18 protein-coding genes are annotated in these 23,738 nt (G+C 59.4%); 9 read left to right on the forward strand and 9 right to left on the reverse strand.

The features are described from left to right. Positions 1-51: 51 nt before the first annotated feature. The 3 genes from AC1D11_RS19130 to AC1D11_RS19140 all read right to left on the reverse strand — a co-directional run bounded on the left by AC1D11_RS19130 (position 52) and on the right by AC1D11_RS19140 (position 2,669). Positions 52-834 carry an HlyC/CorC family transporter gene (locus tag AC1D11_RS19130; protein ID WP_254806495.1) on the reverse strand — a complete coding sequence of 261 codons (783 nt, stop codon included), beginning with the start codon at positions 832-834 and terminating at the stop codon, positions 52-54. Between the two features lie 361 nt (positions 835-1,195). Next, positions 1,196-1,933: a GNAT family N-acetyltransferase gene (locus AC1D11_RS19135; RefSeq protein WP_477649320.1), complete on the reverse strand. Its 738-nt coding sequence runs from the start codon at positions 1,931-1,933 to the stop codon at positions 1,196-1,198. 262 nt (positions 1,934-2,195) lie between these two features. Beyond that, positions 2,196-2,669 carry an Lrp/AsnC family transcriptional regulator gene (locus AC1D11_RS19140; RefSeq protein ID WP_477649319.1) on the reverse strand — a complete coding sequence of 158 codons (474 nt, stop codon included), beginning with the start codon at positions 2,667-2,669 and terminating at the stop codon, positions 2,196-2,198. 117 nt (positions 2,670-2,786) lie between these two features. Here AC1D11_RS19140 and hppD point away from each other — a divergent pair, with 117 nt between their 5' ends. From hppD to AC1D11_RS19170, 6 genes are all read left to right on the forward strand, one after another. Then, on the forward strand, positions 2,787-3,938 hold the full coding sequence (gene hppD, locus AC1D11_RS19145; RefSeq protein ID WP_477649318.1) for a 4-hydroxyphenylpyruvate dioxygenase: 1,152 nt from the start codon (positions 2,787-2,789) through the stop codon (positions 3,936-3,938). A 33-nt stretch (positions 3,939-3,971) separates the two neighbouring features. After that, positions 3,972-4,784: a transporter substrate-binding domain-containing protein gene (locus tag AC1D11_RS19150; protein ID WP_477651341.1), complete on the forward strand. Its 813-nt coding sequence runs from the start codon at positions 3,972-3,974 to the stop codon at positions 4,782-4,784. Then, entirely contained in the window at positions 4,772-5,665 is an 894-nt protein-coding gene (phhA, locus tag AC1D11_RS19155) for a phenylalanine 4-monooxygenase (RefSeq protein WP_477649316.1), read from the forward strand. Before AC1D11_RS19150 ends, phhA begins: the two co-directional genes overlap by 13 nt. A gap of 299 nt (positions 5,666-5,964) precedes the next feature. Then, positions 5,965-6,177 carry an MbtH family protein gene (locus tag AC1D11_RS19160; RefSeq protein WP_477649339.1) on the forward strand — a complete coding sequence of 71 codons (213 nt, stop codon included), beginning with the start codon at positions 5,965-5,967 and terminating at the stop codon, positions 6,175-6,177. A gap of 19 nt (positions 6,178-6,196) precedes the next feature. After that, positions 6,197-13,144 (forward strand): non-ribosomal peptide synthetase, encoded by a 6,948-nt coding sequence (locus AC1D11_RS19165; protein ID WP_477651478.1) that lies wholly within the window; start codon positions 6,197-6,199, stop codon positions 13,142-13,144. A 3-nt stretch (positions 13,145-13,147) separates the two neighbouring features. Further along, positions 13,148-14,881 (forward strand): formyltransferase family protein, encoded by a 1,734-nt coding sequence (locus AC1D11_RS19170; protein ID WP_477649314.1) that lies wholly within the window; start codon positions 13,148-13,150, stop codon positions 14,879-14,881. On the opposite strand, the gene AC1D11_RS19175 is transcribed toward AC1D11_RS19170, so the two are convergent. The 6 genes from AC1D11_RS19175 to AC1D11_RS19200 form a co-directional block, all read right to left on the reverse strand. Next, positions 14,878-15,684, reverse strand: coding sequence for a 4'-phosphopantetheinyl transferase family protein (locus tag AC1D11_RS19175; RefSeq protein WP_477649313.1), 807 nt, complete (start codon positions 15,682-15,684; stop codon positions 14,878-14,880). The genes AC1D11_RS19170 and AC1D11_RS19175 overlap by 4 nt on opposite strands. Further along, a complete protein-coding gene (locus AC1D11_RS19180; RefSeq protein ID WP_477649312.1) occupies positions 15,620-16,402 on the reverse strand; it encodes a hypothetical protein in 783 nt (260 codons plus the stop codon). The genes AC1D11_RS19175 and AC1D11_RS19180 overlap by 65 nt, the downstream gene beginning before the upstream one ends. 38 nt (positions 16,403-16,440) lie before the next feature. Next, on the reverse strand, positions 16,441-16,809 hold the full coding sequence (locus AC1D11_RS19185; RefSeq protein ID WP_477649311.1) for a hypothetical protein: 369 nt from the start codon (positions 16,807-16,809) through the stop codon (positions 16,441-16,443). Positions 16,810-16,896: 87 nt separating this feature from the next. Beyond that, complete coding sequence (locus tag AC1D11_RS19190) at positions 16,897-18,021, reverse strand: hypothetical protein (RefSeq protein WP_477649310.1); 1,125 nt, start codon at positions 18,019-18,021, stop codon at positions 16,897-16,899. A gap of 2 nt (positions 18,022-18,023) precedes the next feature. Next, entirely contained in the window at positions 18,024-18,458 is a 435-nt protein-coding gene (locus AC1D11_RS19195; protein WP_477651370.1) for a hypothetical protein, read from the reverse strand. A 9-nt stretch (positions 18,459-18,467) separates the two neighbouring features. After that, positions 18,468-18,758, reverse strand: a complete 291-nt coding sequence (locus tag AC1D11_RS19200) for a hypothetical protein (RefSeq protein WP_477649916.1) — start codon at positions 18,756-18,758, stop codon at positions 18,468-18,470. A 172-nt stretch (positions 18,759-18,930) separates the two neighbouring features. On the opposite strand from AC1D11_RS19200, the gene AC1D11_RS19205 reads away from it, so the two are divergent. The 3 genes from AC1D11_RS19205 to AC1D11_RS19215 all read left to right on the forward strand — a co-directional run bounded on the left by AC1D11_RS19205 (position 18,931) and on the right by AC1D11_RS19215 (position 23,732). Further along, entirely contained in the window at positions 18,931-20,712 is a 1,782-nt protein-coding gene (locus tag AC1D11_RS19205) for an adenylate/guanylate cyclase domain-containing protein (protein ID WP_477649917.1), read from the forward strand. A 129-nt stretch (positions 20,713-20,841) separates the two neighbouring features. Beyond that, positions 20,842-21,831 carry a phosphatase PAP2 family protein gene (locus AC1D11_RS19210; RefSeq protein ID WP_477649918.1) on the forward strand — a complete coding sequence of 330 codons (990 nt, stop codon included), beginning with the start codon at positions 20,842-20,844 and terminating at the stop codon, positions 21,829-21,831. An 8-nt stretch (positions 21,832-21,839) separates the two neighbouring features. After that, positions 21,840-23,732, forward strand: a complete 1,893-nt coding sequence (locus tag AC1D11_RS19215; protein ID WP_477649919.1) for a S8/S53 family peptidase — start codon at positions 21,840-21,842, stop codon at positions 23,730-23,732. Positions 23,733-23,738: the final 6 nt, after the last annotated feature.

Genomic DNA, 23,738 nt, shown 5'->3' on the forward strand with positions numbered 1-23,738 from the left:
TGAATCGAATCCCGTCCCATAGTCAGCCCGCCCTTTTTCTTGAATTCGTTGTCAGACGCCGGCGCTGACCGGCGACACCTTGAACCAGCGCACGGCCCCACCCTTGGTGTGCAGCACCGTGAACTGCAGGCCGGCCAGCGCGTAATGCTCGCCGCGCTTCGGAACATGGCCCATCTCATGCGCGACCAGCCCGCCGATCGTATCGAAGTCGGTTTCGGGCAGCGTCACACCAAAAGCTTCGTTGACACGCTCGATGGAAGTGTCGCCGCTGACGCGGTAGGTGTGGTCGCTGAGGCCAAAAATGTCGCCTTCGTCTTCGGCGATGTCGAATTCGTCCTCGATCTCGCCGACGATCTGCTCGAGCACGTCTTCAATGGTGATGAGGCCGGCCACGCGGCCGAATTCGTCAATGACGATGGCCAGGTGGTTGCGGTTGCCGCGGAATTCACGCAGCAGGTCGTTCAGCCCCTTGCTTTCCGGCACAAAGACGGCGGGCCGGAGCAGGGCCTTGATGTTGAGTTCGGGGGCGCGCTGCAGCTTGAGCAGATCCTTGGCCATCAGGATGCCGAGGATGTTTTCCTTTTCGCCCTCGTAGACGGGAAAGCGCGAGTGGGCGGTGTCGATCACCAGGTGCAGCAGTTCGTCGAACGGCGCGTCGATGTTGATCACGTCCATGCGCGGGGCTGCCACCATGACATCGCCCGCCGTCATGTCGGCCATGCGGATGACCCCCTCGAGCATCTCGCGGCTCTGGGCTCCGATGACGTCATTGTCCTGGGCTTCCACCAGGGTCTCGATCAACTCATCCTTCGAGTCGGGGCCTGGGTGGAGCATTTCAGCGAGCTTCTGCAAAAAGCCGCGTTTGTCTTCTGGCCTGGAAGACCGACTGGGGGGAACGTCGGACACGTGATGGCGGTCGGTAGTTGTGAAGGGGCTAAGGATAGCTGAAATCCTTGACGGTGCGCAGGCGTAATTTGCCGTCGCGTGCCGAAGCGGTTGGCTTTTTGTATTTCCTGTTTGGGTTTGTGTCCATTCAGGGACACGCGGCGGGTGTTTGGATGATTCCAGGCGTCCAGCCACCGGGAATGAGCGCAAGCAGCTATTGAATTAATAGCACAAGCGCGTCTTTACGGCACCTGCTGCCTGGGCTGAGCCTGCACGCAGCCGGCTCTTGCGCCGCCCCAGGCTGAGGCCATTACATCGGCATGCGGTCCCGCCCATCGCGCACGCCCTGCCGCACTTCCTGGACCATTGCCAGCAGATCCCAGAACTGCTTGGCCTGAACCTTGAGGCGGTAGTCGGTCTGGGCGATCTGCTCTTCGACCATTTCGGTCATGCGCGAGTCCAGGTCGGCCGGCGGCAGCTTCAGGTAGGCCTCGCTTTCAGAGCCGTCGCGTTCGATCGTGGCGCCGGCCTTGCGCGCGATGTTGAGCATGGCGGTGTTTTCGCTGAGCGCGTGGATGAACATCATGTCGACACCGTTGTTGCGGGCATGCATGACGGCGCGGTCAAAAAGACGCGAACCGTAACCGCGGCCACGCGCCTGGGCCAATACAGACACGCCGAACTCGGCGCAGCTCTTGAGGTTGGGGTCGGTGGTATGCGCCAGGTGGGCCATGGCGATCAGTTCGAGCTTGCGGTTGTAGATGCCGAAAATCTCGTCGCGCTCGAAATTGAGCCCGTCTACATAGCGCTGAATCTGCTCGTCGTTGGCCGAGTAGCCAAAGCGCAGGTAACGGTCGTGGGGGCCCAGTGCCAGCAAATGGGTGGCGATGCGTTCCCCGTGGCTGGGGCCGATCGAGCGGATGGGAACCATGACGGGCTGGACATGATGCGCTGGAGGCGCCGCAGAGGTGCGCTCTTCCACGGGAGGCCGGAAGAATTCCTTGCCTGCGTTATAGGATGCTCTTAAAAGGGTGCTGGGTGTAACCATGATCTCAATATAAGGGTTTTCCCTAGAATCAACAGTCTAGGGGCTTCTGAACCAGCGTCAATAGAGGGTCGTTTCAAAAAAACGCCCTTATGTCGATTTTTCCCAATAAATACGGGCGCGGGCAGCTATTAAAAATATAGCAAACCAACACTTCCCGTTGTTCCGGCGCGTAGATCGTTGCAATACAGCAACACTCTGCACACGTATCCGGGCAACTCAGGCACATGGGAACGCCGGTTCCCCGGCCTCGCCCCGGCTCAGCTCACAAAGGAACGGCCGTCGTCGCCTTGACCCGGTCCAGCACAAAACTCGTTTTGCAGTCCTGCACGCTGGGGTGTTTGAGCAGGGTGTCCATGATGAAACGGCTGTAATGCGCCATGTCCTGCACCAGCACCCGCAGCAGGTAGTCCATCTCACCAGTCAGCGCTGCGCACTCGGCCACTTCAGGCCAGGTTTGCACGCTGGCCCGGAACAGGTCCATGGGGTTGCGTTTGTGGCTTTCGGTGTGCTTTTCGAGCCGAACGTTGATGTAGGCGGTGAGCCCCAGCCCCACGGCCTCGGGCTTGACGAGCGCCACATAGCGGTCGATCACGCCGCTTTCCTCGAGCCGTTTTACGCGCCGCAACACCGCGCTTGGCGAGAGGCCTACCTGCTCGGCCAGCTGATCGTAGGTGGCGCGGCCATCGTCCTGAAGGCTGCGCAAAATATGCCGATCAAGCTTGTCGAGTGTTTCCATCCAAGTAATTTTGCAGGTTTACTGCGCAAATGGCAATTGGAGCGCCCCATTTCGCAGTAAAACTGACCGCCTGCGCCGCTAAAGTCAGTTTATACGCACACCCATCTGGAGACACGCATGAATGCACGCGACGACACCGCCCTGAACTTTGAACAGGGCGCGGCCTGGGACAACCCCATGGGCACCGACGGTTTTGAATTCATTGAATATGCGGCACCCGACCCTGTCGCCATGGGTGCGCTGTTCGAGCGCATGGGCTTCACGCCGATTGCCAGACACCGCCACAAGAATGTCACGCTGTACCGCCAGGGCGGCATCAACTTCATCCTCAATGCTGAGCCCGACTCGTTTGCCCAGCGCTTTGCACGCCAGCACGGCCCCAGCGTCTGCGCCATTGCCTTTCGTGTGCAGGACGCCAAGGCCGCCTACGAACGCGCCATCTCACTTGGCGCCTGGGGTTATGCCCACACATCGGCGCCCGGCGAGCTGAACATTCCGGCCATCAAGGGTATTGGTGATTCGATCATCTATTTCATCGACAAGTGGCGCGGCAAGAACGGCGCGCAACCCGGCGACATCGGCAACATCGGCTTTTACGATGTGGACTTTGAAGCCTTGCCCGGCGTGCAGGGCGACGCGCTGAACCCAGCAGGCCACGGCCTGACGTATATCGACCACCTGACACACAATGTGCACCGTGGCCGCATGGACGAGTGGGCCGGCTTTTACGAACGGCTCTTCAACTTCCGCGAAATCCGCTACTTCGACATCGAAGGCCAGGTCACCGGTGTGAAGAGCAAGGCCATGACCAGCCCCTGCGGCAAGATCCGCATCCCGATCAACGAAGAGGGCAACGAAAAAGCCGGCCAGATCCAGGAGTACCTGGACCGCTACCAGGGCGAAGGCATCCAGCACATCGCCATGGGCAGCAACGACCTGTTCGCAACCGTGGATGCGCTGCGCACCAGCGGCGTGAAGCTGCTGGACACCATCGACACCTACTACGAGCTGGTCGACAAGCGCATTCCCGGCCACGGTGAAAACGTGGCGGATTTGAAGAAGCGCAAGATCCTGGTGGACGGCAAAAAGGGCGCGCTGCTGCTGCAGATCTTCAGCGAAAACCAGCTCGGCCCGATCTTCTTCGAGTTCATCCAGCGCAAGGGCGACGACGGTTTCGGCGAAGGCAATTTCAAGGCGCTGTTTGAAAGCATCGAGCTGGACCAGATGCGCCGCGGCGTTTTGTCGGGGTCGAAGGCAAGCGCACAATAAAAGTTTTCCTTCACCAACATCACGGAGATTGCCATGCCACTTTGCCCGCAGTTGCCCCATCGCCTGGCCGCATTCAGCGTCGCCACCGCCGCGTTTTTTGCATGGGGTGGGGCATATGCCCAGACAGTCAGCGCGGTTCCGGCCTCCAGCCTGGACAGCGTACAAAAGGCCGGCGTGCTGCGCATCTGCACACCAGGCGACTACAAGCCCTTCAGCTTCCAGAAGCCCGACGGTGCATTCGAGGGCATTGACGTAGACCTGATGGCGTCCCTCACGGCCAGCCTCGGCGTGAAGCCCGAATGGGTCAAGACCAGCTGGTCCAACCTGATGCCCGACCTGGTGGGCGGCAAGTGCGACATGGCCGTTGGCGGGATCTCCGTCACCACTGAACGGCAAAAGCGCGCCTTCTTCAGCGCGCCTTACATGATCAACGGCAAGACGCCGATTGCGCGCTGCGCCGACGTGGCCAAGTACCAAAGCGTGGCCGACATTGACAAGCCCACCACGCGCGTGATCTTCAATCCGGGAGGTAGCAACGAGCGTTTTGCGCGCGCCAACTTCAAGCAGGCGCAAATGCGGCTCAATCCAGAAAACCTGACCATCTTTGACGAAATCCTGGCCAACCGCGCCGATGTCTTCGTCACCGAATCGGCCGAGGCGATCACCCAGCAGCGGCTGAAGCCGGGCCTGTGCGCCATCAACCCCGACAAGCCGCTGCAATATGGGGAAATGGCTTACCTGCTGCCACGCGGCGACGTGACGTTCAAGGCCTATGTCGACCAGTGGCTGCACCTGGCCAAGGCCAGCGGTGATTACCAGCGCGTGGAGAGCCAATGGCTGAAGTAGAGAGCACCACGCCACCGCCGGCGGTCTACGGCCAGTCTGACCGCCCGCCGCGGGGTGACTACGCACGTGGCGGCCAGGTCAACGCGGACTACACCTGCCCGCAAAACTACGCGGCTTACACCGCAGAAGATCACGAGACCTACCGGCGCCTTTACACGCGGCAGTCGGCACTGCTGGCGGGCCGGGCCTGCAGCGCATTTATCAAAGCCCTGCCCAGCCTGGGCGCTAGCGATGCCATTCCGCGGTTTGAAGACGTGAACGAACGGCTCTTCAAGGCAACCGGCTGGCAGCTGGTGGGTGTGCCGGGGCTGATTCCCGAGGTGCCCTTTTTCACCTTGCTGGCGAATCGCAAGTTTCCGGTGACCGACTGGATACGCACGCCGGCCGAATTCGACTACATCGTCGAGCCCGACATCTTTCACGATTTGTTCGGTCACGTGCCGCTGCTGTTCGACCCGAGCTACGCCGACCACATCCAGGCCTACGGCAAGGGCGCGCTGAAAGCCCATGCGCTGGAGCACGGCGCGCAGCCGATTCCCGGCGCAGTCGAGATGCTGTCGCGCCTGTACTGGTACACCATCGAGTTCGGCCTGATGCGCGACAAAGAAGGCGGCGATGAAGTCCGGGCCTATGGCGCGGGCATTTTGAGCAGCCCCGGTGAGCTCGCCTGGAGCGTGGAGTCTGCAGAGCCCAGGCGCATCCCGTTGCGGGACAACGCCGACCTGCTGCGCTGCATGTCGTCGACCTACAAGATCGACAGCTTCCAGCAGCAATATTTTGTGATCGACAGTTTTGATGCGCTGCTGCGGCTGACGGAGCCGGACTTCACGCCGTTCTACAAGACGCTTGCTCAGGCACAGCAGCAAAAAGCCACGGCCTGAGCGCCTGTCTACGATCCAAGCCACCGGCGGGTGCTTGCCCAGCCAGCGCCTCGCCGGCAAGCTCAAACAGGGCCGGCACCACGCCCCAGCGCCTGAGCTGCCTGTCCAGGATGCGCGGAGTGACGGGCATGTCGTCCACCACCACCGCCCGCTTGCCAGCTGAGCTCACCGCGTGCAAGGACGACTGTTGCGCGACCTCGGGCGCGTTGCACCAGGCTTCTTTTCCATCATTCCTGACTCCCCGCGCGGCCCCCTCTAGAATCAACACGCCCTTGCCGACCTGGCCGGATTTTGTGGAGATGCCAATGAGCGCCCTGGATAATGAAGACCAACAATTCTCCGTTGTCATCAATGACGAGGGGCAGTATTCCATCTGGCCCGACTTCAAGCCTGTCCCCGACGGCTGGCGCAAAACCGGCTTTAGTGGACTGAGAAAAAGCTGCCTTGAGCACATAGCAGCGGTATGGACTGATATGCGGCCGCTTTCCCTCCAGCGGCGAATGTCCGCTTGACGTCAGCCGCATTTCGGCCATGAACCAGCAGCAACAAGGTCAAGTCCCGCAGGGATGGGACGCAATGCGGGTCGATCTGGCGGCTTCGCATGACCCGATCGCTCAATTCGAGCAACAGGTGGAAATCCGGCCTCACGCGACAGCATTGATTTGCGGGGACAGCCGGCTGACCTATTCGCAGCTCCATGCGCAAGTGATGCAGCTGGCGCGCCGCCTGACGGCAATGGGAATAGGCCCAGAGGTGATGGTCGGCGTGCGCCTGGAGCGCACCACAAACCTGGTTGTAGCGTTTTTGGCCATACTCAAGGCGGGCGGGGCCTACGTTCCCCTGGACGTGGACACCCCGCGTGAGCGCCTTGACTACATGCTGGAGAACTGCAATATCCGCGTGCTGCTGACCACGCAGAATCTCGCGGCAAGCGTTCCCGGCGGCGTTCAGGTCATGTGCCTGGATGCGCCTCCCGAAACCCGGGCCTTTCCCAGTGATGCGACGGGCAGCGCCTCCTTCCAGATGCCGGTGTCATGGGACCCGGACCAGCTGGCTTACACCCTTTATACGTCGGGCTCCACCGGCAAACCCAAAGGCGTGCAGATCAGCAGGCGGTCGCTTGCAAATGCCCTCGCGAGTTTCGCAAGCGAGCTTTCCGTGGTGCCCCAGGATGTGTTTCTATCGATTACCGGCATCTCATTCGACATCTTCGAGCTGGAGCTTTACCTTCCTCTTTGTGCCGGAGCCACTCTGCTCCTGGCCGAACGGCAGCGCCTGCTCGAACCCGGTTATCTGAGCGGTCTCGACGAACGCCATGGTGCGACGCTTTTTCAAGCTACGCCGTCACTGTGCCTGGCTCTGCTTGAGACCGGCTGGCGTCCGAATGCTGCGATGCGCATGTTGGTTGGCGGCGAAGCCATGACGGCTGGCCTTGCGGGGCATTTGGCAGGCGGTCCGGTCTGGAATGTCTATGGCCCAACAGAAGCCACGATCTGGGCCTCTTCCTACCCCTTGGCTTCGCACACCCAAGGACCACCCCCCATCGGCCAACCGATATGGAACACGCAATTGTTTGTGCTGGACGAGCTCCTTGAACCGCTTCCCGCCGACATCACCGGCGAGCTCTATATCGGCGGCGTCCAGCTGGCGCGCGGTTATGCAAGCAGGCCCGATTTGACGGCGGAGCGCTTTCTGCCCAGTCCTTTCGCAGCCGGCGAGCGGCTTTACCGCACGGGTGACCTGGCGCGCTGGCGCGCCGATGGCGAGCTCGAATATGTGGGCCGCGCCGACCAGCAGGTCAAGATCCGCGGATACCGCATCGAGCTGGGCGAGATAGAAAACGTACTTGCCTTGCATCCCGCCGTTGGAGGCGTTGCCGTTCTTGCGCGGGAAGACCAGCCGGAGGATCCGCAACTTGTCGCTTATTTCAGCACCTCGGCGACGTGGCGGCAGCAATTGCCCGACGCCGGATTGGTCAGCAGACAAACATCTGCATGGAAAGATATTTATGACGGCCGCTATGCACAGGATGCGGCGCAGCCAGACAGTGCGGATGCCGCCGTCTGGAAGAACAGCTACACAGAGCAACCTTATGACGATGCGGCGATGCGCGAATGGGTGGATGCAACAACAGCACGCATCGCCGCATTCAGGGCCAAACGAATTCTCGAAATAGGCTGCGGTTCAGGACTTCTGCTGCTACCCCTGGCCGGCAGCACAAGCCGGTATGTCGGCACCGATATCTCCGGCAAAGCGCTCGAATCATTGGCCGCAAAAACCCGCGCACTGCCTCAGGTTGAATTACTTCACGCGCAAGCCAATGGAGTCGCACAGCTGGGGGCTGCACAATTTGATTTGATCATCCTCAATTCAGTCGTTCAGTACTTCCCCAGCGTCTCCTATTTTCTTGAGGTGCTGAATCAATGCTTCGGACTGCTTGCGCCGGAGGGGTGCGTTTTTATCGGTGACGTCCGCCACTTCGGATTGCTGGACGCCTTCTATGCCACCATCGAGTCGTACAAGGCTCGCACCCCGTCAACTCACGGCGAGTTGCTGGGTCAGGTTGCACAGCGACGTCAGCTGGAAGCCGAGTTGTGCCTGCATCCCTCTTTTTTCGCAGGCTTGCAAGGACACTGCCCTGCGCGGGCCTTCCAGGTCCTGGCCAAGCGCGGACACGGCAACACCGAGATGAACAACTTTCGGTATGACGTGATACTTCAGCGGGAAGAGGTCGGCTCACCATCCCCGCCGCTGCACACACGCGTATTGCACTGGCGTCCGGACGAATGGACGCTGGCTCATTTCCAGGAAATACTCGCGGCCTGCACCCCCTCTGCCCTGAAAGTCGCTGGAATTCCCGACCAGAGAATACTGCCCGGCATTCATCTGCTGTCAGCGCAGGCCCTTACGGTACTGGCAGGAATTCATCCTGAGGCCATTTGGTCAATTGCGGAGTACGCCGGTTACTCGGCTACGCTTTCCGCAAGCCACGACAACGGCACCTTCGATGCTCTGTTGGTGCCTTTTTGCGATGCCGGCAGAAGTTCACTGACAGACGGCGCTGCCCTAACGCTCCCGCAACTGAAGGCGCTGGCCAGCAATCCGCTGCGCAGCGAAATGGAGCGGCAGCTTGAGGCGGAACTGCGTACGCATCTGGGCCGCCTGTTGCCGGCCTACATGGTTCCCGCGCTCTTTATGCCCCTGGAAAGCCTGCCGCTTACCCTCAACGGAAAACTGGATCGACGGGCGCTTCCGCGGCCCAATCGACTCGCGGAGCCTGAAACGCCAACCTCACAGGACAAGCTTGAGGCCGATATCTCCCGGCTGATGGGCGAAGTGCTCGGCCTCACACAAGCTCCCGCGCCGGATGCGAGTTTCTTCCTGCTCGGGGGCCACTCACTGTCGGCCGTTCGCTTGACGGCCAGGCTTCGGCAGGCTTTTGGCGTTGAAGTCACTTTGAAGTCGGTGTTTGACACGCCAACAGCTGCCGGGCTGGCTGCGGTGGTTCGCGCGGCGGCAGCTGATTCCGCGCCTGAGCTCACTGCGCTTGGCTATGGTGCAGGTGACCTGGTTGCGATGTCTTATGCACAGGAGCGCCTCTGGTTTCTGGATCGGCTGGAGGGCCCTTCCATCCTCTACAACATGGCGTTCGCCCTGCGGCTGGAGGGGGACATGTCCGTGCCGGCACTGGAGTTCGCCCTGTCGGAGCTGGTTCGGCGTCATGCGATATTGCGCACCATTTATGTTGAGGGGTCCGACGGACCCCGCGCCGCAATTCAGCCCGCCCGACCATTTGCATTGAGTTGTGAGGACTTGTCGGAAACCGGACCGGAAACGGCCCAGGCACGGGCGACCGGATGGATTGAGGCCGACGCCAAACAGCCCTTTGACCTGACGAGAGACCTCATGCTGCGGGCCAGGTTGTTGCGCCTGGGTGCGGACAGCCACGTCCTGGTAGGCGCAGTCCACCATATTGCGGCCGATGGCTTGTCTCTTGGCGCCATCAGAATGGAACTTGGGGCTTTGTATGCGGCTTTCCAGTCAGGTGCGGCCCCGGCGCTCGCAGGGCTTCCAGTTCAGTACGCCGACTATGCGGCGTGGCAGCGCGCCTGGCTTGCCCATGGTGAGCTGGAACGCCAGCTTGATTGGTGGAAAGTCCATCTCGATGGCGCTCCAGACACCTTGACCCTGCCGGTGGACAGGCCCAGGCCGCCCATTTCTCGCCACAGGGGCGAGACAGTCCAGTTCCAGGTCCAGCCCGGCACACGGGCGCAGATCGAGGCAATGGCCGCCAGCATGCAGACGACCGCCTTTGCCGTCCTTCTTGGGTTGTATGCAGTGCTTCTGTCAAAACTGGCGGGGCAGACGGAAGTGGTAATTGGCACGCCGGTTGGAGGGCGCCAGCGGGTTGAGCTGGAGTCCATGGTGGGAATGTTTGTGAATACGCTACCGCTGCGCCTGAAAATCCGGCCGGAGCAGGCGCTGTCGCAGTTCATCGAAGACACCGGCAGCACGGTTCGCCAGGCTCTGCTGCATCAGGACCTGCCTTTCGATCACCTGGTCCAGCATCTTGGGGTCGCGCGTGCGCTCAATCACATGCCGGTGTTTCAGTCCATGTTCGCATTCCAGACGGAAGATGAAACGCTGGCGCTCCCGGGGCTGGTGTGCACCATGCTGCCCATCGCACACCATACGGCAAAGTTCGACCTGACACTGCATGTGACCGCACGCAGCGACGGAGGATATGCCGCCGCGCTGGAATTCGACACCTCGCTGTTTGACCGGTCAACCGTGCAGCGCTGGGCAGGTCATTTCACCTGCTTGCTTAACGAAATCACACACTCCATGGAGACGCCCCTTTTCAGGCTCTCGCTGATGGACGAAGCGCAGCGCCGGCAAATCCTGAAGGAGTGGAATGCCACAGACATGCCATTGGACGCCACTGACGATGCCGTGGCGCAGTTTGAATGGCAGGTGAGGGCCCAGCCGGACGCGATTGCCGTGGTTTCCGGTGAAGACCAGCTCAGCTACGCCGAGCTCGATGCTCGGGCAACCCGGCTGGCGCTTCGGCTGGTGAAGTTGGGGGTGGGCCCTGAAGTGATGGTGGGCATTTCCCTGCCACGCACCACCGACGTGGTAGTGGCCATGCTTGCCGTGCTGAAAGCTGGTGGCGCCTACCTGCCCCTGGATCCCGAGATTCCCTCCGAGCGCCTTGCCTACATGGTCGACAACGCTGATGCCGATGTGCTGATCACCAACCGGGCGCTGGCCGATAACCTGTCGCAGCTGGAGGTGCCCACCCTGTACCTCGACGTGCGTCAGGATGAGGGCAGTCACGCCCCCCTTGACGTCCCAGGGAAAGCGACCCCGGCATTTGCACACCGTGACCCGGACCAGTTGGCCTACGTCATCTACACCTCGGGGTCTACCGGCAAACCCAAAGGCGTGCAAGTGAGCGTGCGCGCATTGAACAATGTTTTGAGGTACTTTGGCGAAGAGCCTGGCGTGGCCGTATCCGACACGTTCCTGTCGACGGCGGGCATCTCGTTCGACATGTTCAGCTCAGAGGTACTTTCTTCGGTTTGCCTGGGCGCGACACTGGTCCTCGCCGACCGCAGCCGGCTGCTGGAGAACGGCTATGTCAGCAGTGTGGCCGCTGATTTTGATGTGACCATGCTGTTTGCCACTCCCTCGCTGTTCCAGAACCTGTTCGAAATGGGCTGGCAACCGAGGGAAAAAATGCGATTGATCGTGGGCGGTGAAGCCGTCGCTGCCCAGCTGGTGGAGCCGCTGCTGCGCGGTGCAGGCTGCCACAACGCCTACGGCCCCACCGAGACCACCACGTTTGTATCGATCTATCCCATGCAGCCCGCAACGGATACGCCACCTCCTATCGGACACCCGATCTGGAACACCCAGCTGTATGTGTTGGACAAACGGCTGGAGCCGGTGCCGATCGGGGTCACAGGCGAGCTCTTTGTTGGCGGGGTGCAACTGGCGCGCGGTTACGCGAATCGTCCGGACCTCACGGCCGAGCGTTTCCTGCCGAATCCTTTCGCCTTTGGCGAACGGCTCTACCGCACAGGAGACCTGGTTCGCTGGCGGGCCGATGGCGAGCTGGTGCACATGGGACGCGCTGACCAGCAGGTCAAGATCCGTGGTTACCGGATCGAACTCGGCGAGATTGAAGCGGCGCTTGCTTTGCACCCGGACGTCGGCAGCGCGGCGGTCATTGCCCGGGAAGGCGATGCCGGTGACAAACAGCTCGTGGCGTATGTCGTGAGCGGCAGTGGTGTTTCAATGGCCGCAGCAATGCTGAAAGCACACCTTGGGCGGCTCTTGCCCGAATACATGGTGCCCGCCGCTTTTGTGCCTCTGGATCACCTGCCCATGACAAGCAGCGGCAAGCTGGATCTGCGCGCCCTGCCGGCACCGGATTGGCTCGCAGAGGCCGGGTTCATCGCGCCTCGTGATGAGCGGGAAAGGCAGATCGCACAATTGATGGCCGACGTGCTCAAGCTTTCTTCGCCGGCCAGTATTGATACGAGCTTCTTTGCACTTGGCGGGCATTCGCTCTCCGCTGTGCGGGTGGTGGCTCGCCTGCGCGAGGTTTTCAATGTTGAAGTGCGATTGAAGGCATTTTTTGAAGCGCCCACAGCGGCGGGTCTCTCCGTCGAGGTACGCCGGCTGACAGCTGGGGAAGATCAGAAATCTCCCTTTGTGCGGTTTTCCAGGACTTCAACAGCCCCTGCCGTATTTCTTGTGCATGGCGCTGACGGCAACGCCATGAACTTTCATCAACTTGGCGTGCTGCTGGAGCCCCATGCCTGTATCTATGGCATTGACAGCGTGCATATCTGGGGGCCCAAGGACTCTCCAGAAAACCTAGGTGTACAGGCGCTGGCACGCTTGTATGCGGACCGGCTGGTCGCCGATTTTCCGGAAATCCGGGAGTTCCGGATCGGGGGATGGTCCTTCGGCGGCATGGTGGCCCTGGAAATCGCACGCCATCTGCAACAAAAGGGGCACAAGGTTTGTGCCGCGTTTGCCATTGACTCGGCTTTGCATTGGGCTTCGATGGAGATGTTGCGCGCACTTGAGCTCAATACCGGGTTTGAAACAGTTGCACGCCAGCACCTCATCGAAGTCGGGCACGATGAAGCGGAAATCGACGGCTTGTTGATGGACACCGGCGAAGGAAGCTTTTCGCACAGGCTGGCGGCCGCCTACAAGTCGCACTCGGCTGCGGCAAGCCAGTACCGCCCCGAGCTTTATGACGGAGAGTTCACCTTGATATTGGCGGCCCAGGGAACGGCGCTCGACCGGGTATCGCGCAAGAGCTGGCATGACATCACTTCAGGCGGCGTTAAAGAGAGAGTGATACCGGGTACGCACTGGTCCATACTGAGGGACGCCGACGTGGAAGGGCTCGCAGCGGAGTTGCGGCGACTCATGACCCGAACGGCAGAGGTGACCTGACCCATGATCCATCTCTTTGAATGCGCTTTGGTCGGGCACGGCACGCTGCCGCTCGCATGCGCAGAAGTTCTTCTTGCCCGGGGAAACAGCATCCGGGCCGTTATTTCCTCGGATCCGGCCCTGCTGCGCTGGGCCGCCGCGCGGGAGATTCCGCATTCGACCGCGTTGCACGCGCTGGCGGAACTGCTCGCGGGCCGGTCGCCCGATTTCCTGTTCAGCATTGGCAATGAACGGCTCATCCCGGACGAATTACTGGCTCTGTGCAAAAGCGCCATCAACTATCACGATGGCCCGTTGCCGCTGTATGCCGGAAGCCACGTCACTTCGTGGGCACTGATGCAGCGTGAACTAACCTATGCGGTGACATGGCATTTCATGACCCGCCATACGGATGCCGGAGACATCCTGAGGCAAACACCCGTCAGGATTTCATCCGATGACAGCGCACTGACACTTAATGCCAAATGCTACGAGGCGGCGCTCAGCGGTTTTGCCTTGCTTGCCGATGACCTGGCAAACGACAGGGTGCAACCTCATGCGCAGGATCTGAGCCGACGCACATTTTTCCATCGCAACAAGAGGCCCGTGAATGGCGCCATCCTGGACTGGACCCGGGACGCCGAAGATCTGTGCGCATTGGTCCGTGCGCTGGCTTTCGGTGCATATGCCAACCCCCTCGGGTTTCCGAAGGTTTTACTCGGCGGGGAATTCCTGGCCGTCGATACGCTTGACATGCTTCCTGCGCGGTCGGCCCACCGACCCGGCACGATTACCGGCATCGAGCCCGACTCGCTCATCATCTCCACCGCCTCTTGCGATGTAGCCGTGCGCCGAATTAAAACGCTGACCGGGCAAGCGCTTTCGATCACGGAGCTGGTCGCCCGGTTTCATCTGCAGATCGGCGATGTGCTGCCGGGGCTGGAACCGTTGATGGCAAAACAGCTGAACGAGACAACAACGTCCTTGTCCAGGCATGAGCGCTTTTGGCTGGGCAGATTGGCCGCCGCTCGTGCACTCGGCCTGCCATATTCCACATCGGTCCCCACGTCCTCCGACCTGAAAACCGAAGCTCCCACTCACCATGCCCTGACCTTCTCACCGGAGCTGGTCGCTTTGATAAGGGGTTCGGATGACACGCCTGCGGATCTCCTCCTTCATGTATTCCTGGCCTACCTAGCGCGCATCAACGAACGGTCCGCTTTCAGCATCGGCTTGAGGGACGCCGGCCTGCAGTCGGAGCTTGGCGGATTGACCGGCTTTTTTGCCACGACGGTGCCGCTTCAGGTCTCGCTGGACCTCAATGGCTCCTTCAACCTCTGTGTGGAGGCCTCCAAGCAGGAGCTCTCACTACTCAGATCCCGCCGCACCTATGCGCTGGACACGGCGGCTCGCCATCCTGAGCTGGGCATCTCCGGCACGCCGTGGTTGATCGTTGCCCAGCTCGTGGGCGCTCGCCAGGACCCAATGCCTGCCGTCCGCGATGAGCTGGTTTTTCAGATCGCCCCGGATGGCCTTTCCTGCTCCTGGATCGACAGTTCCGGTGCATTGAGTCGCGAGCAACTTGAGCAGATGAGCGGCCAATATCTGGCGTTCCTCAAGAACAGTCTCACAAATCCAGCCTTGTCACTGCGAAGCTTGCCGCTGCTCACCGATGCAGAGCGATTCAAACTGCAAGCCGTATGCAATGAGCCCGCCACCGCGCCGGAAGCCATGCCGCCTCCGCAAAGCGGCTTCTAGAGCCCCAGCACGCCCCACTGGCAGATCGGATAAGGGCTGGCCACGGCTGCCACGTAGTCCGTAGCAGGTCGCGTACAGAGCAAATTGAATGTCCTCGGTGCGCTCCCTTCCTCCCCCACAAGGCGGAGTCGAACTTCGGAATCCGCCAGTGCCACTTTCAACCGGACTGGATCAACACGAAAACCGGACCCCATCGCCTTCAGGGCGGCCTCCTTTCTGACCCAGTGACAAAAGAATGCATCTTCTGCATCCCGGCCATGGAGTCCCCTGATGACATCAGCTTCTTCGGGGTGCAATACCACCTCGCTCATTGCGTGGATATCCTCCAGAGGCGTTTTTTTCTCAATATCACAACCAATCTCCGCTTCAGGCGCAAATGCCAGCAGACTGAATTCACTGGAATGCGACACGCTGAACCCAATGGCATGGGGCCCCAGCAAACCAGGTTTTCCATGGAGACCCATGCCGAAGCTGACTTCGGCAGCAGATACACCCGTTAACTGCCCAAGCACCATTCGAAGTACCGCGCGGGTTGTCTGGCGCCGCTTGCGCTCTTCGAGTTGGACCATACCGGAGAATTGCTGTCGCTCGGCCGCCGACAGAAAACGCTCAAGATCCCCTAGCCTGGCATTGGAAGACCCGGAAACATTCACAAGCAGACACAGCGAAGCGCGTGCAGCAAGCTCGACCTGGCTTAAGTGGATCACAGGCAGCGTCGATGCCGGGGGCACAACGGGATTACCCTTCGTGTTTTGTACGCTTGCGAGTAGCCGCGGTGTATTGGCCTGACTCAGGCGCTTCATCAGGAACTTGCACCCGGATGGTCTTGCGATAGCCTGCCCAGTGTTCGGCCGTCATCGCGGGTTCGCCGCTCTCCATCAATCCCAGGCCGTCGCGTTCAGAGAATCCATGGGCACGCTCACCATAGGTAGCTCGCATCAAGGGTTGCACTTGAAACAGAGGTTGAAATTTGGAAATGTTGATCGGCACATCGGTAGCGAGCAACTGGATATTCATGAAGAGCGGGAAAGGCTGAAATCTGTCTGATTCGAGCAGGCCCTCGAAGCAGGAGTACTGATAACTCGCACGAATATTGGCCAGCGGACGAACCAGGACGCTCCAGTCGGCCCGTGTCGAACACAACAGGCCGGACCATATCTGGATAAACCCGCGTATAGGCAGAACTGACAGATAGGGAGGCGTTAGCCCTTTGATGTCGTCCGGCACGCGCTCGTCCCAATACTCATTAAAGCCGGGCAGGTAGGCCTGGGATAGCGGTCGCCATTCACCCTCTTCCAGGTGCAGCACATCCGCGCCGTTCCATTTCAGAGAAATGTCCTCGGGTGGAAAGATGTACCACCCGAATGAAGAAGCGGTACGCATTGGCTCGCAATGCCTAAACGCCATGGTTGGCATTGTGCCCAGCGCGGCCTTGTCCGCCCGCATGGGGGAAATGGCAGCCGGATACACCTTGTGAAACGTGACGGTAGGTCCGTCGTCGGAACTGGTATCCGGCTGCATCGAGTCAACTTTCCAGATTATTCAAATCTGCGTATAGGTTATTTCGCAAGATGAGCCACGAGGCTCGGAGAGATCCAGCCGCTACCGACCAGAACGGCTGGCTTCCTGGCCACATGGGCCTTGACTGCCGGAGAAATAATACCGCCGCCCATCTCCACCGTCTTCTTGGCAAGATGCGTTTTCACTGCCGGAGAAATAACGCCGCCACCCATCGCCACTGTCTTCTTGGCAAGATGCGCCTTCACTGCCGGAGAAATAAGGTCACCGCCCATCGCTACTGTCTTCTTGGCAAGATGCGCCTTAACTGCGGGAGAAATAAGGCCGTTGCCCATCTCCACCGTCTTCTTGGCAAGATGCGCTTTGATCGAGGGGGAAATATAGCCACCGCCGAACTGTACTGTTTTCATCCAACTCTCCTGAACAAGATTGAAGCCACCCGGACGAGCGGCCGACTGCAATCTAACATGCAGATATGCAGTTCACAGAATATTTATTCAGGCGGAAGGAAGCTTTGCCGGTGTGCTTTTTTGCCATGCCCAAAAGAACGGAAAAAGTCCTGACAAGGCCGCATACGCAATAAATGCAGAAGCAATTCCGCCCCCAATGGCAGCCCCATGCACGATGGGACCTGTAGCCGCACCCAGCAATATTGCGCCGGTAATCCAGACTCCTGCATGCCCAGGATTTGCGGCGACCACAATGCCTTGAAGGCGTGCCGACAGCACGTTCAGGGCGAGTTCCCACAACAGGAAGCCGATAAAGAAGGCCGCAACCGCGCTGGAATAAGTCATGACGAGAATTCCCGTCGCAACTGCGCACCCCAATCCCACCAGCGCGCGAAGGCCAGAAGCCTGCGTGTTCTGCCTGCTGCTGTAGACAAGAACCAAAGCAGAAATAATTTTGGACGCCGCAATGACAAACGCGGCATCTTTCAAATCAAGATTCCGCTGGGAGGCCGACTGCATGGCGTAGGCCCAGAACCCTGGCTGACCCGCAAAGAAAGCGAATACCACGGCCAGGCCAGACCAGCCTCGCTGGGTCGAAGCTGCAGTTGCCTCGCCGTTCGTCACAAGCCGGGCTGCCGGAATGGTGCGGTACAGCGCCAACCCAATACATGCGGCAAGCCCAAAAGCGCCCATGAGGAAATAGGCAAATGTTGAATAACTCTTTTGCCCGCCAAACAGCGCGAGCACAACAATCACACCGCTCGCCACAATGAGAACAATCGCGAGACGCAAGGCGAATGCCTGCGGCTTGTTGGGCGCGGCAGCGGCTGTCGTTGCCCCCAAAAACTGAAGTCCGCCACAGGCGAACCCCACGACAAACCAGAGGGCCAGAAGCAGCGGCAACAATAGATTTCCGCCAATCGAAAGGGCGAGCGAAAGAATAATCGCGCTAATGGCGCCCACAGCGTGCCAGCGGGTCAATCTTGAGATTTTGAGCACGGGTAAAAGCACCCCGCTGCACAACATCCCGATCAGGTATGCCGAACCCACCCACCCGGCGTAAGCAATATCAACGCGCCCCTCCGACACGAGCGACAGAACCAGAAAAGGCAATATTTGAAGAGGCAGGGAACCCGCTGCCGAGATAACACTGGCACCAATCAGTACGCGCAAAATCAGTCCGATCCCGCTGGCCGTTTTGCGCGCTTTCGCACGTCCAGCCGGGCGCTGTGCTCACCAGCAATCCAGACCCATATCTGCACAACGCCCGCTACGAACAGTGCCGACAGATAAAGAGGCGCACCGCCCCGCATGTCGTCCGGGCAATGCTTGTCCCAATAAGAAGAAAGTTCGGGATCAACGACCCTGGAAAGGGGAAGCCACTCTGCCTCTGCATCAAAGAATGTTTGCGCCCCATCCCGGCGCAGCCTGATGTCGCGTGGGGGGGAAATGTACCAACCAAAACTGGATGCTGCGCGCAATGCTTCGCAGAATTGGTGCGCGGCGGCAGGCATGCTGCCTAAAGCCGACTTTTCCCCCTGCATCGGCGAGATGGCGCCCGGACTGATTTTGTGGAAGGTAACAACGGAAGAGTTTTCAGGCCCGGGCATGCTCAACGCTTATTGAGCCTGGAGATGCTTCGAGATATTGGGATGAATTAACCCGGCACCCATAGTCACTTTTGCAGATTGAGCCATATGCTTGGCGATATTCGACTTGATCCAGCCATTACCCATGGTGACTGAAGCCACGTGTTTTTTCACTGCGGGGTTGATAATTTCACCACCCACTTGCGCTGCGGGTAATACTTTTGAACTGCTATTTATTTCTGTTGGATGCATCGCATTTTTCTGGATATGCGCCGCCACTGTCGGCGAAATAACTCCCCCACCCATTTGAACTTTTTTCATCATGTAACCTTTAATGAGAAAGCTGTTTAAGCTACCTACCAAGCAGCCGTTTGCAATCTATCACGCAGTTTGGCGCTCACGCAACAGTTTTAGGGCTTCTCGTTGGGAAACGACCCTAACCCTCAGCATCTCCTACAAAATGAGGATGTGAACATTTGTTACGTCACTTACGATGTCTTTCCTTATTGAACTTCCACACAACATGAATCGGCAGACCAAGGTGCTGCTGGTCATGGACGTGGTGGAGTCAGTCCGATTGATGGAGCAGGACCAAGATGACTTCGTACGGCGGTGGCAACAACTGGTGCAGCATGCCGAGCAGCAAGTGCTGCCGCTGCATGGCGGCCGCATTGTCAAAAGCCTGGGAGATGGCTTGATGCTGGAATTTGCCAATGCCAAAAGCTGTGTTGGTGCGGCCTTCGCGTTGCAGAATTTCAGCTACCAAACTGACGAGGATCAACCGCCAGACCGCAAGATGCATTTGCGCATGGGCGCGCATCTGGCTGAATTTGTGGCTGACAAGCACGACATTTACGGCACGGACGTAAATCTCACCGCTCGCATAGCCACTCTGGCCGGCCCCAGTGAGCTTGTCGTTTCAGATGACGTGCGCGACCTTCTTAGCGCGGGACTTGATGCAGACATAGAGGACTTGGGTGAATGCCACCTTAAGCACGTCAAAGAACCCATACGCGCCTACCGCGTCGGTCGAGTCGGGCACTCGCCAGTAATAGCCTCCACTGAAGCTGCACCACAAGATTTCCGCCCTACCATTGCCGTCATCCCATTCGAGGCCCGAAGCAACGAGCCTGAACACTTCGTAATCGGCGAATTGATTGCAGACGGGATCATTGCCCAGTTGTCTCGCAGTCCTGATTTGCGGGTTATCTCACGATTGTCCACCACCATCTTTCGCGGTCGCAGCGGTGCTATCGCCGATGCGGAGACTCATCTGGCGGCCACTTTTGTGTTGTCGGGTAGCTATGTGGCGAGTGGAGGAAAAATTTTGGTTATGGCCGAAATGGCTGATATCCGCAATGACCGAATAGTCTGGGCTGAACGGGTTTCGGGTGACACCTTGGATTTGTTGCAGGCACAAAGCGAAATCATCAATCGCATCGCGACAACCGCCGCCAAGGCCTTGATTGACTCTGAAGTTCATCAGTCACTCATTCAGCCTTTGCCCCGATTAGACAGTTGTTCGCTCATGCTAGGCGGTATTGCGCACATGCACCGCTCCTCTGTGTCTGATTTTGATCGCAGCCGACATGTGCTTGAAGCTCTGCTCGACCGCCACAATCGCGCAGCAGCTCCAAGAGCATGGCTTGCCAAGTGGTACATCTTGCGGATCGTGCGCGGCATGAGCGACTCGCCTGAAAAGGATTCGCGGCGAGCAATTGAACACACCGAGCGAGCGCTAGATGTTGAACCAAACAGCGCTCTCGCTCTGGCAATTCAGGGCCATGCCTTATGCCAGCTATCAGGAGATGCAAGCGGTTCGCTGCAGAAGATTGAAGAGGCCATCAAATTGAACCCCAACGAATCGTTGGCATGGCTTTATAAAAGCGTGTGGTCAGCCATGTGGGGGACTGCTGCCGCTGGCGTCGACGAAGCAAAAGTAGCGAGCGAACTTTCACCCCTGGATCCTTTGCAGTACTACTTTGAAATGATTCTGGCTGCGGCTCATCTCATCAACTGCGACTATGACTCATCCATTGAGGCGGCCCGTCGGTCCCTTCGCCTGAACCGGCACCACCAGCCAACCATTCGCGTATTACTTAACGCACAAGCGGAGAGCGGCCGCCTGGAAGATGCAAAACAAACCTTGGCCTGGCTACTTCAAGAAAACCCCGGGCTTACTGTCTCAAGCTATTTGGGGATGGGCAGTGCGACAAGTGTTTCCCGGCTGCGCTTCGCAAAGGTATTGCGGCAAATGGGAATTTCGGAAAATTAATTTACCAATCACAAGAGGGATGAAATCATGTCTGTACTAAGCGGTGGAACTAGCGGCGGAACCAGTGGTGGAACTAGCGGCGGGACTAGTGGCGGGACCAGCGGTGGAACCAGTGGTGGAACTGGCACAGTGAGCGACACCCAACTGGCAAATGCCTTGACCACAAGCCGTGCGGCGCTGGTGGGGCCTTTTGACCCTATCCCCCTCACTTTCAAAATGCCCGTTCCGCTGGATGAGCCGTCGCGGTTGGCGCAATGGGCTGTCGGCCCTCGTCTGCAGGTGTGTGAACTGGAGCTGCTTGCCGGCTTGCGTTTCGACGTCACCCAAAGCAACGATCAAGTCACGCTGGGCTTTGTCAATCTGGACAAAAAACCTTTCAAGGACGTGGCCCTGGCAAAGCTCAAACGGCCCACGCACAAGGTGTTCACCCAGCAGTTGGGGCTGGTAGCGCTCTATGCCGACTTGCGTGAAGACCGTAATACCGAAATCCAGGCGCAGGTACCCGGTGGATTGGCGTTCTGGGCGTCCATCCTCGGCCTGCAGGCACACCGCCACAAATACACGCTTGAGCTGATCGATCTGGCCATGTCGCTGGCCATCCATGTCGAGATGCGCTTCAAGCATGCTTTTGCCTGCCCTCGCCCGGACACGTTGTCACCGCAAATCCAGTCCATGATTCCCACACCGGGGCACGCGAGCTGGCCCAGCGGCCATTCGACGGAAGCATTCCTGACCGCGACCCTCTTGCAAGCCCTGCTTCCCCAGGGCTCCAAGTACCAGGAGCAGCTGCAGCGGCTTGCAGCCAGGATCGCGGTAAACCGCACCGTAGCGGGCTTGCATTACCCGGTAGACAGTGCCGTTGGAAGGCTTTTGGGCACAGCTTTAGGCGAATTTTTCGTGGCGCGCTGCAAGGGTGCAAAACTCCACGAGCGCGGATTTGATGGCCGAAAATTTCATGACGCCAAAGGGCATGTCATTGACTTTGATCTGCGGGTTTCCATGTCGGACAACAAGAGCGGCTACTACCAGCTGCTGCCCAATGCGGCAACGGTGGCGGCGTCTCCGCTCCTTGCATTTATGTGGGACAAGGCGTCCAAAGAATGCCAACCCCTTAAGTAAGCACGACCATGACCTGGACACCTCTACCCAAAGGCAGCTTCTCCGGCATTGACTGGGCCAAGCCAGGTGCAACCACCGGCTTTGATCCCTACCTGATCTGGGCAGAGGCTGACAACTTTGCTGGCTACGGCCTGAAGAAGCCGCCCAAATGGTTGCCTGTGTTGATTGAGCTCACCGCAGGCACCAGCATCTCCCAGTTGCTGGCGGCCGCTTCTCCGGCGTGGTTAAAGGCACCGCCGGTTTACACATCGCCGGCCGCGCCCACGGGCTTGCGTTTTTGCACCGCCCACGTCAGGCCGGTCTTCTTCAAGCATATTCGTCCGGGCGGGAACCTCCACGCGCTGGTTCGGCGGTTCGAACTGGGCCTGCCCGTAGGTCACCACATAGAGGAAGTTGTACCGCCGGTAACCCACGGCGGTACAACACCGCCCTTGCTGACGGGTAAGGTCATTGGCCTGATCGATGGCGGTCTGGCCTTCGCCAACGCCAATTTTTTACGCAATGGAAAGTCTCGCACCGCCTACTTCTGGCGCCAGGACCGTGGGGGAGTCGGCAACGCTCCCGGGTCCATGGGTTACGGGCACGAGCTCACGGCTGCCGACATCAACCATGCAATGCAACAGCGCACGTACAACGGCATGGTGGATGAAGGCGCGGTGTACACACATTTCAAGCTGCGTGACCTGCAAAAGAACGTTAACCACGGCACGCACGTGATGGACCTGGCTTGCGGGCCTCGTACCTTGCTGGCACAGTTTGCAGGCGCTCCGCCCCATCCAGATGCTCCGCCCAGCTGGGCGTTGGCCAACGACGACGCCAGCCGGCATGACAACGTGACGGTTCAGCTCGACTGGTCAAACGTGATTGACACGTCCGGCGGCTCCATGAATGTCAGCGTCATGGACGGCCTGATGTACATCCTTTCACGCTGTGCCCACAGCACCAAAATCGCAGTCAACCTGAGCTGGGGTACGCTGGCAGGGCCTCATGACGGCAGTTCGGTGCTGGAGGCCGCGATGGACCAGTTGATCGAGCTCAAAAAAGGCAAACTGCAGGTCATCGTGGCAGCGGGCAATAGCTATCAAAGCCGGACCCACGCCAACGCAACGCTATCAAAAGGGAAGCACGTTACGCTGAACTGGCAGGCGCAACCTGATGATTCGACCCAGAGTTTTCTGGAAATCTGGCTGCCGCAAGGCGCACATGGCGTCACCGTGGAGATCACGCCACCAGGCCGACCGGCCCTGCCGCCCCTGGCTTGGGGCAAATCAGGCATGTGGACCGATGGCGGAACGCATCCGCTTTGCGCGCTGATTTACCCAAGATCCGTGGCAACAGGTGCCCATGGGACCTGCGCGCTGGTTGCGATTGCGCCCAACTTCAGCTTCGAAGCATCAACGGCGACCGCACCCAGTGGTGTTTGGGAAGTGAAGATCACGAACACCGAAGCGGGAAGTGTCACATTCGATGCCTACATCGAGCGTGACGATGTTGCCATCGGGCAGCACACGGGGGCACGGCAGTCTTACTTTGAAGATCGGGACTACGACACAAGCGGCAATCCCGGTTCGTTTGTGGACCACCCGGACAATCCAACGCCGATTCGCCGAAGCGGCATTTTCAACAGCCTGTCGACCGGAAAACACACCGTCTCTGTGGGAGGGTTGCGTGTGACGAATTCAAGCTGGGCGCGCTATTCACCGCGCAAGCCGGATCCCGATGCGGGCCGTCCACAGCGCCCTGGCGTTGTGAAAGTGCCGGATGCTGTGGGGTTTAGTGACGAAAACCCGGCATTGATCGGTGTTCGTGGTGCCGGCACACGCAGCAGCGCAGTGGTGCGCACTATAGGTACCAGCGACGCGGCGCCTCAGGAGACCCGAAAGATATTTAACGCGTTATAGAGCCAC

It is taken from the genome of Polaromonas sp. P1_E11 (assembly GCF_056405995.1).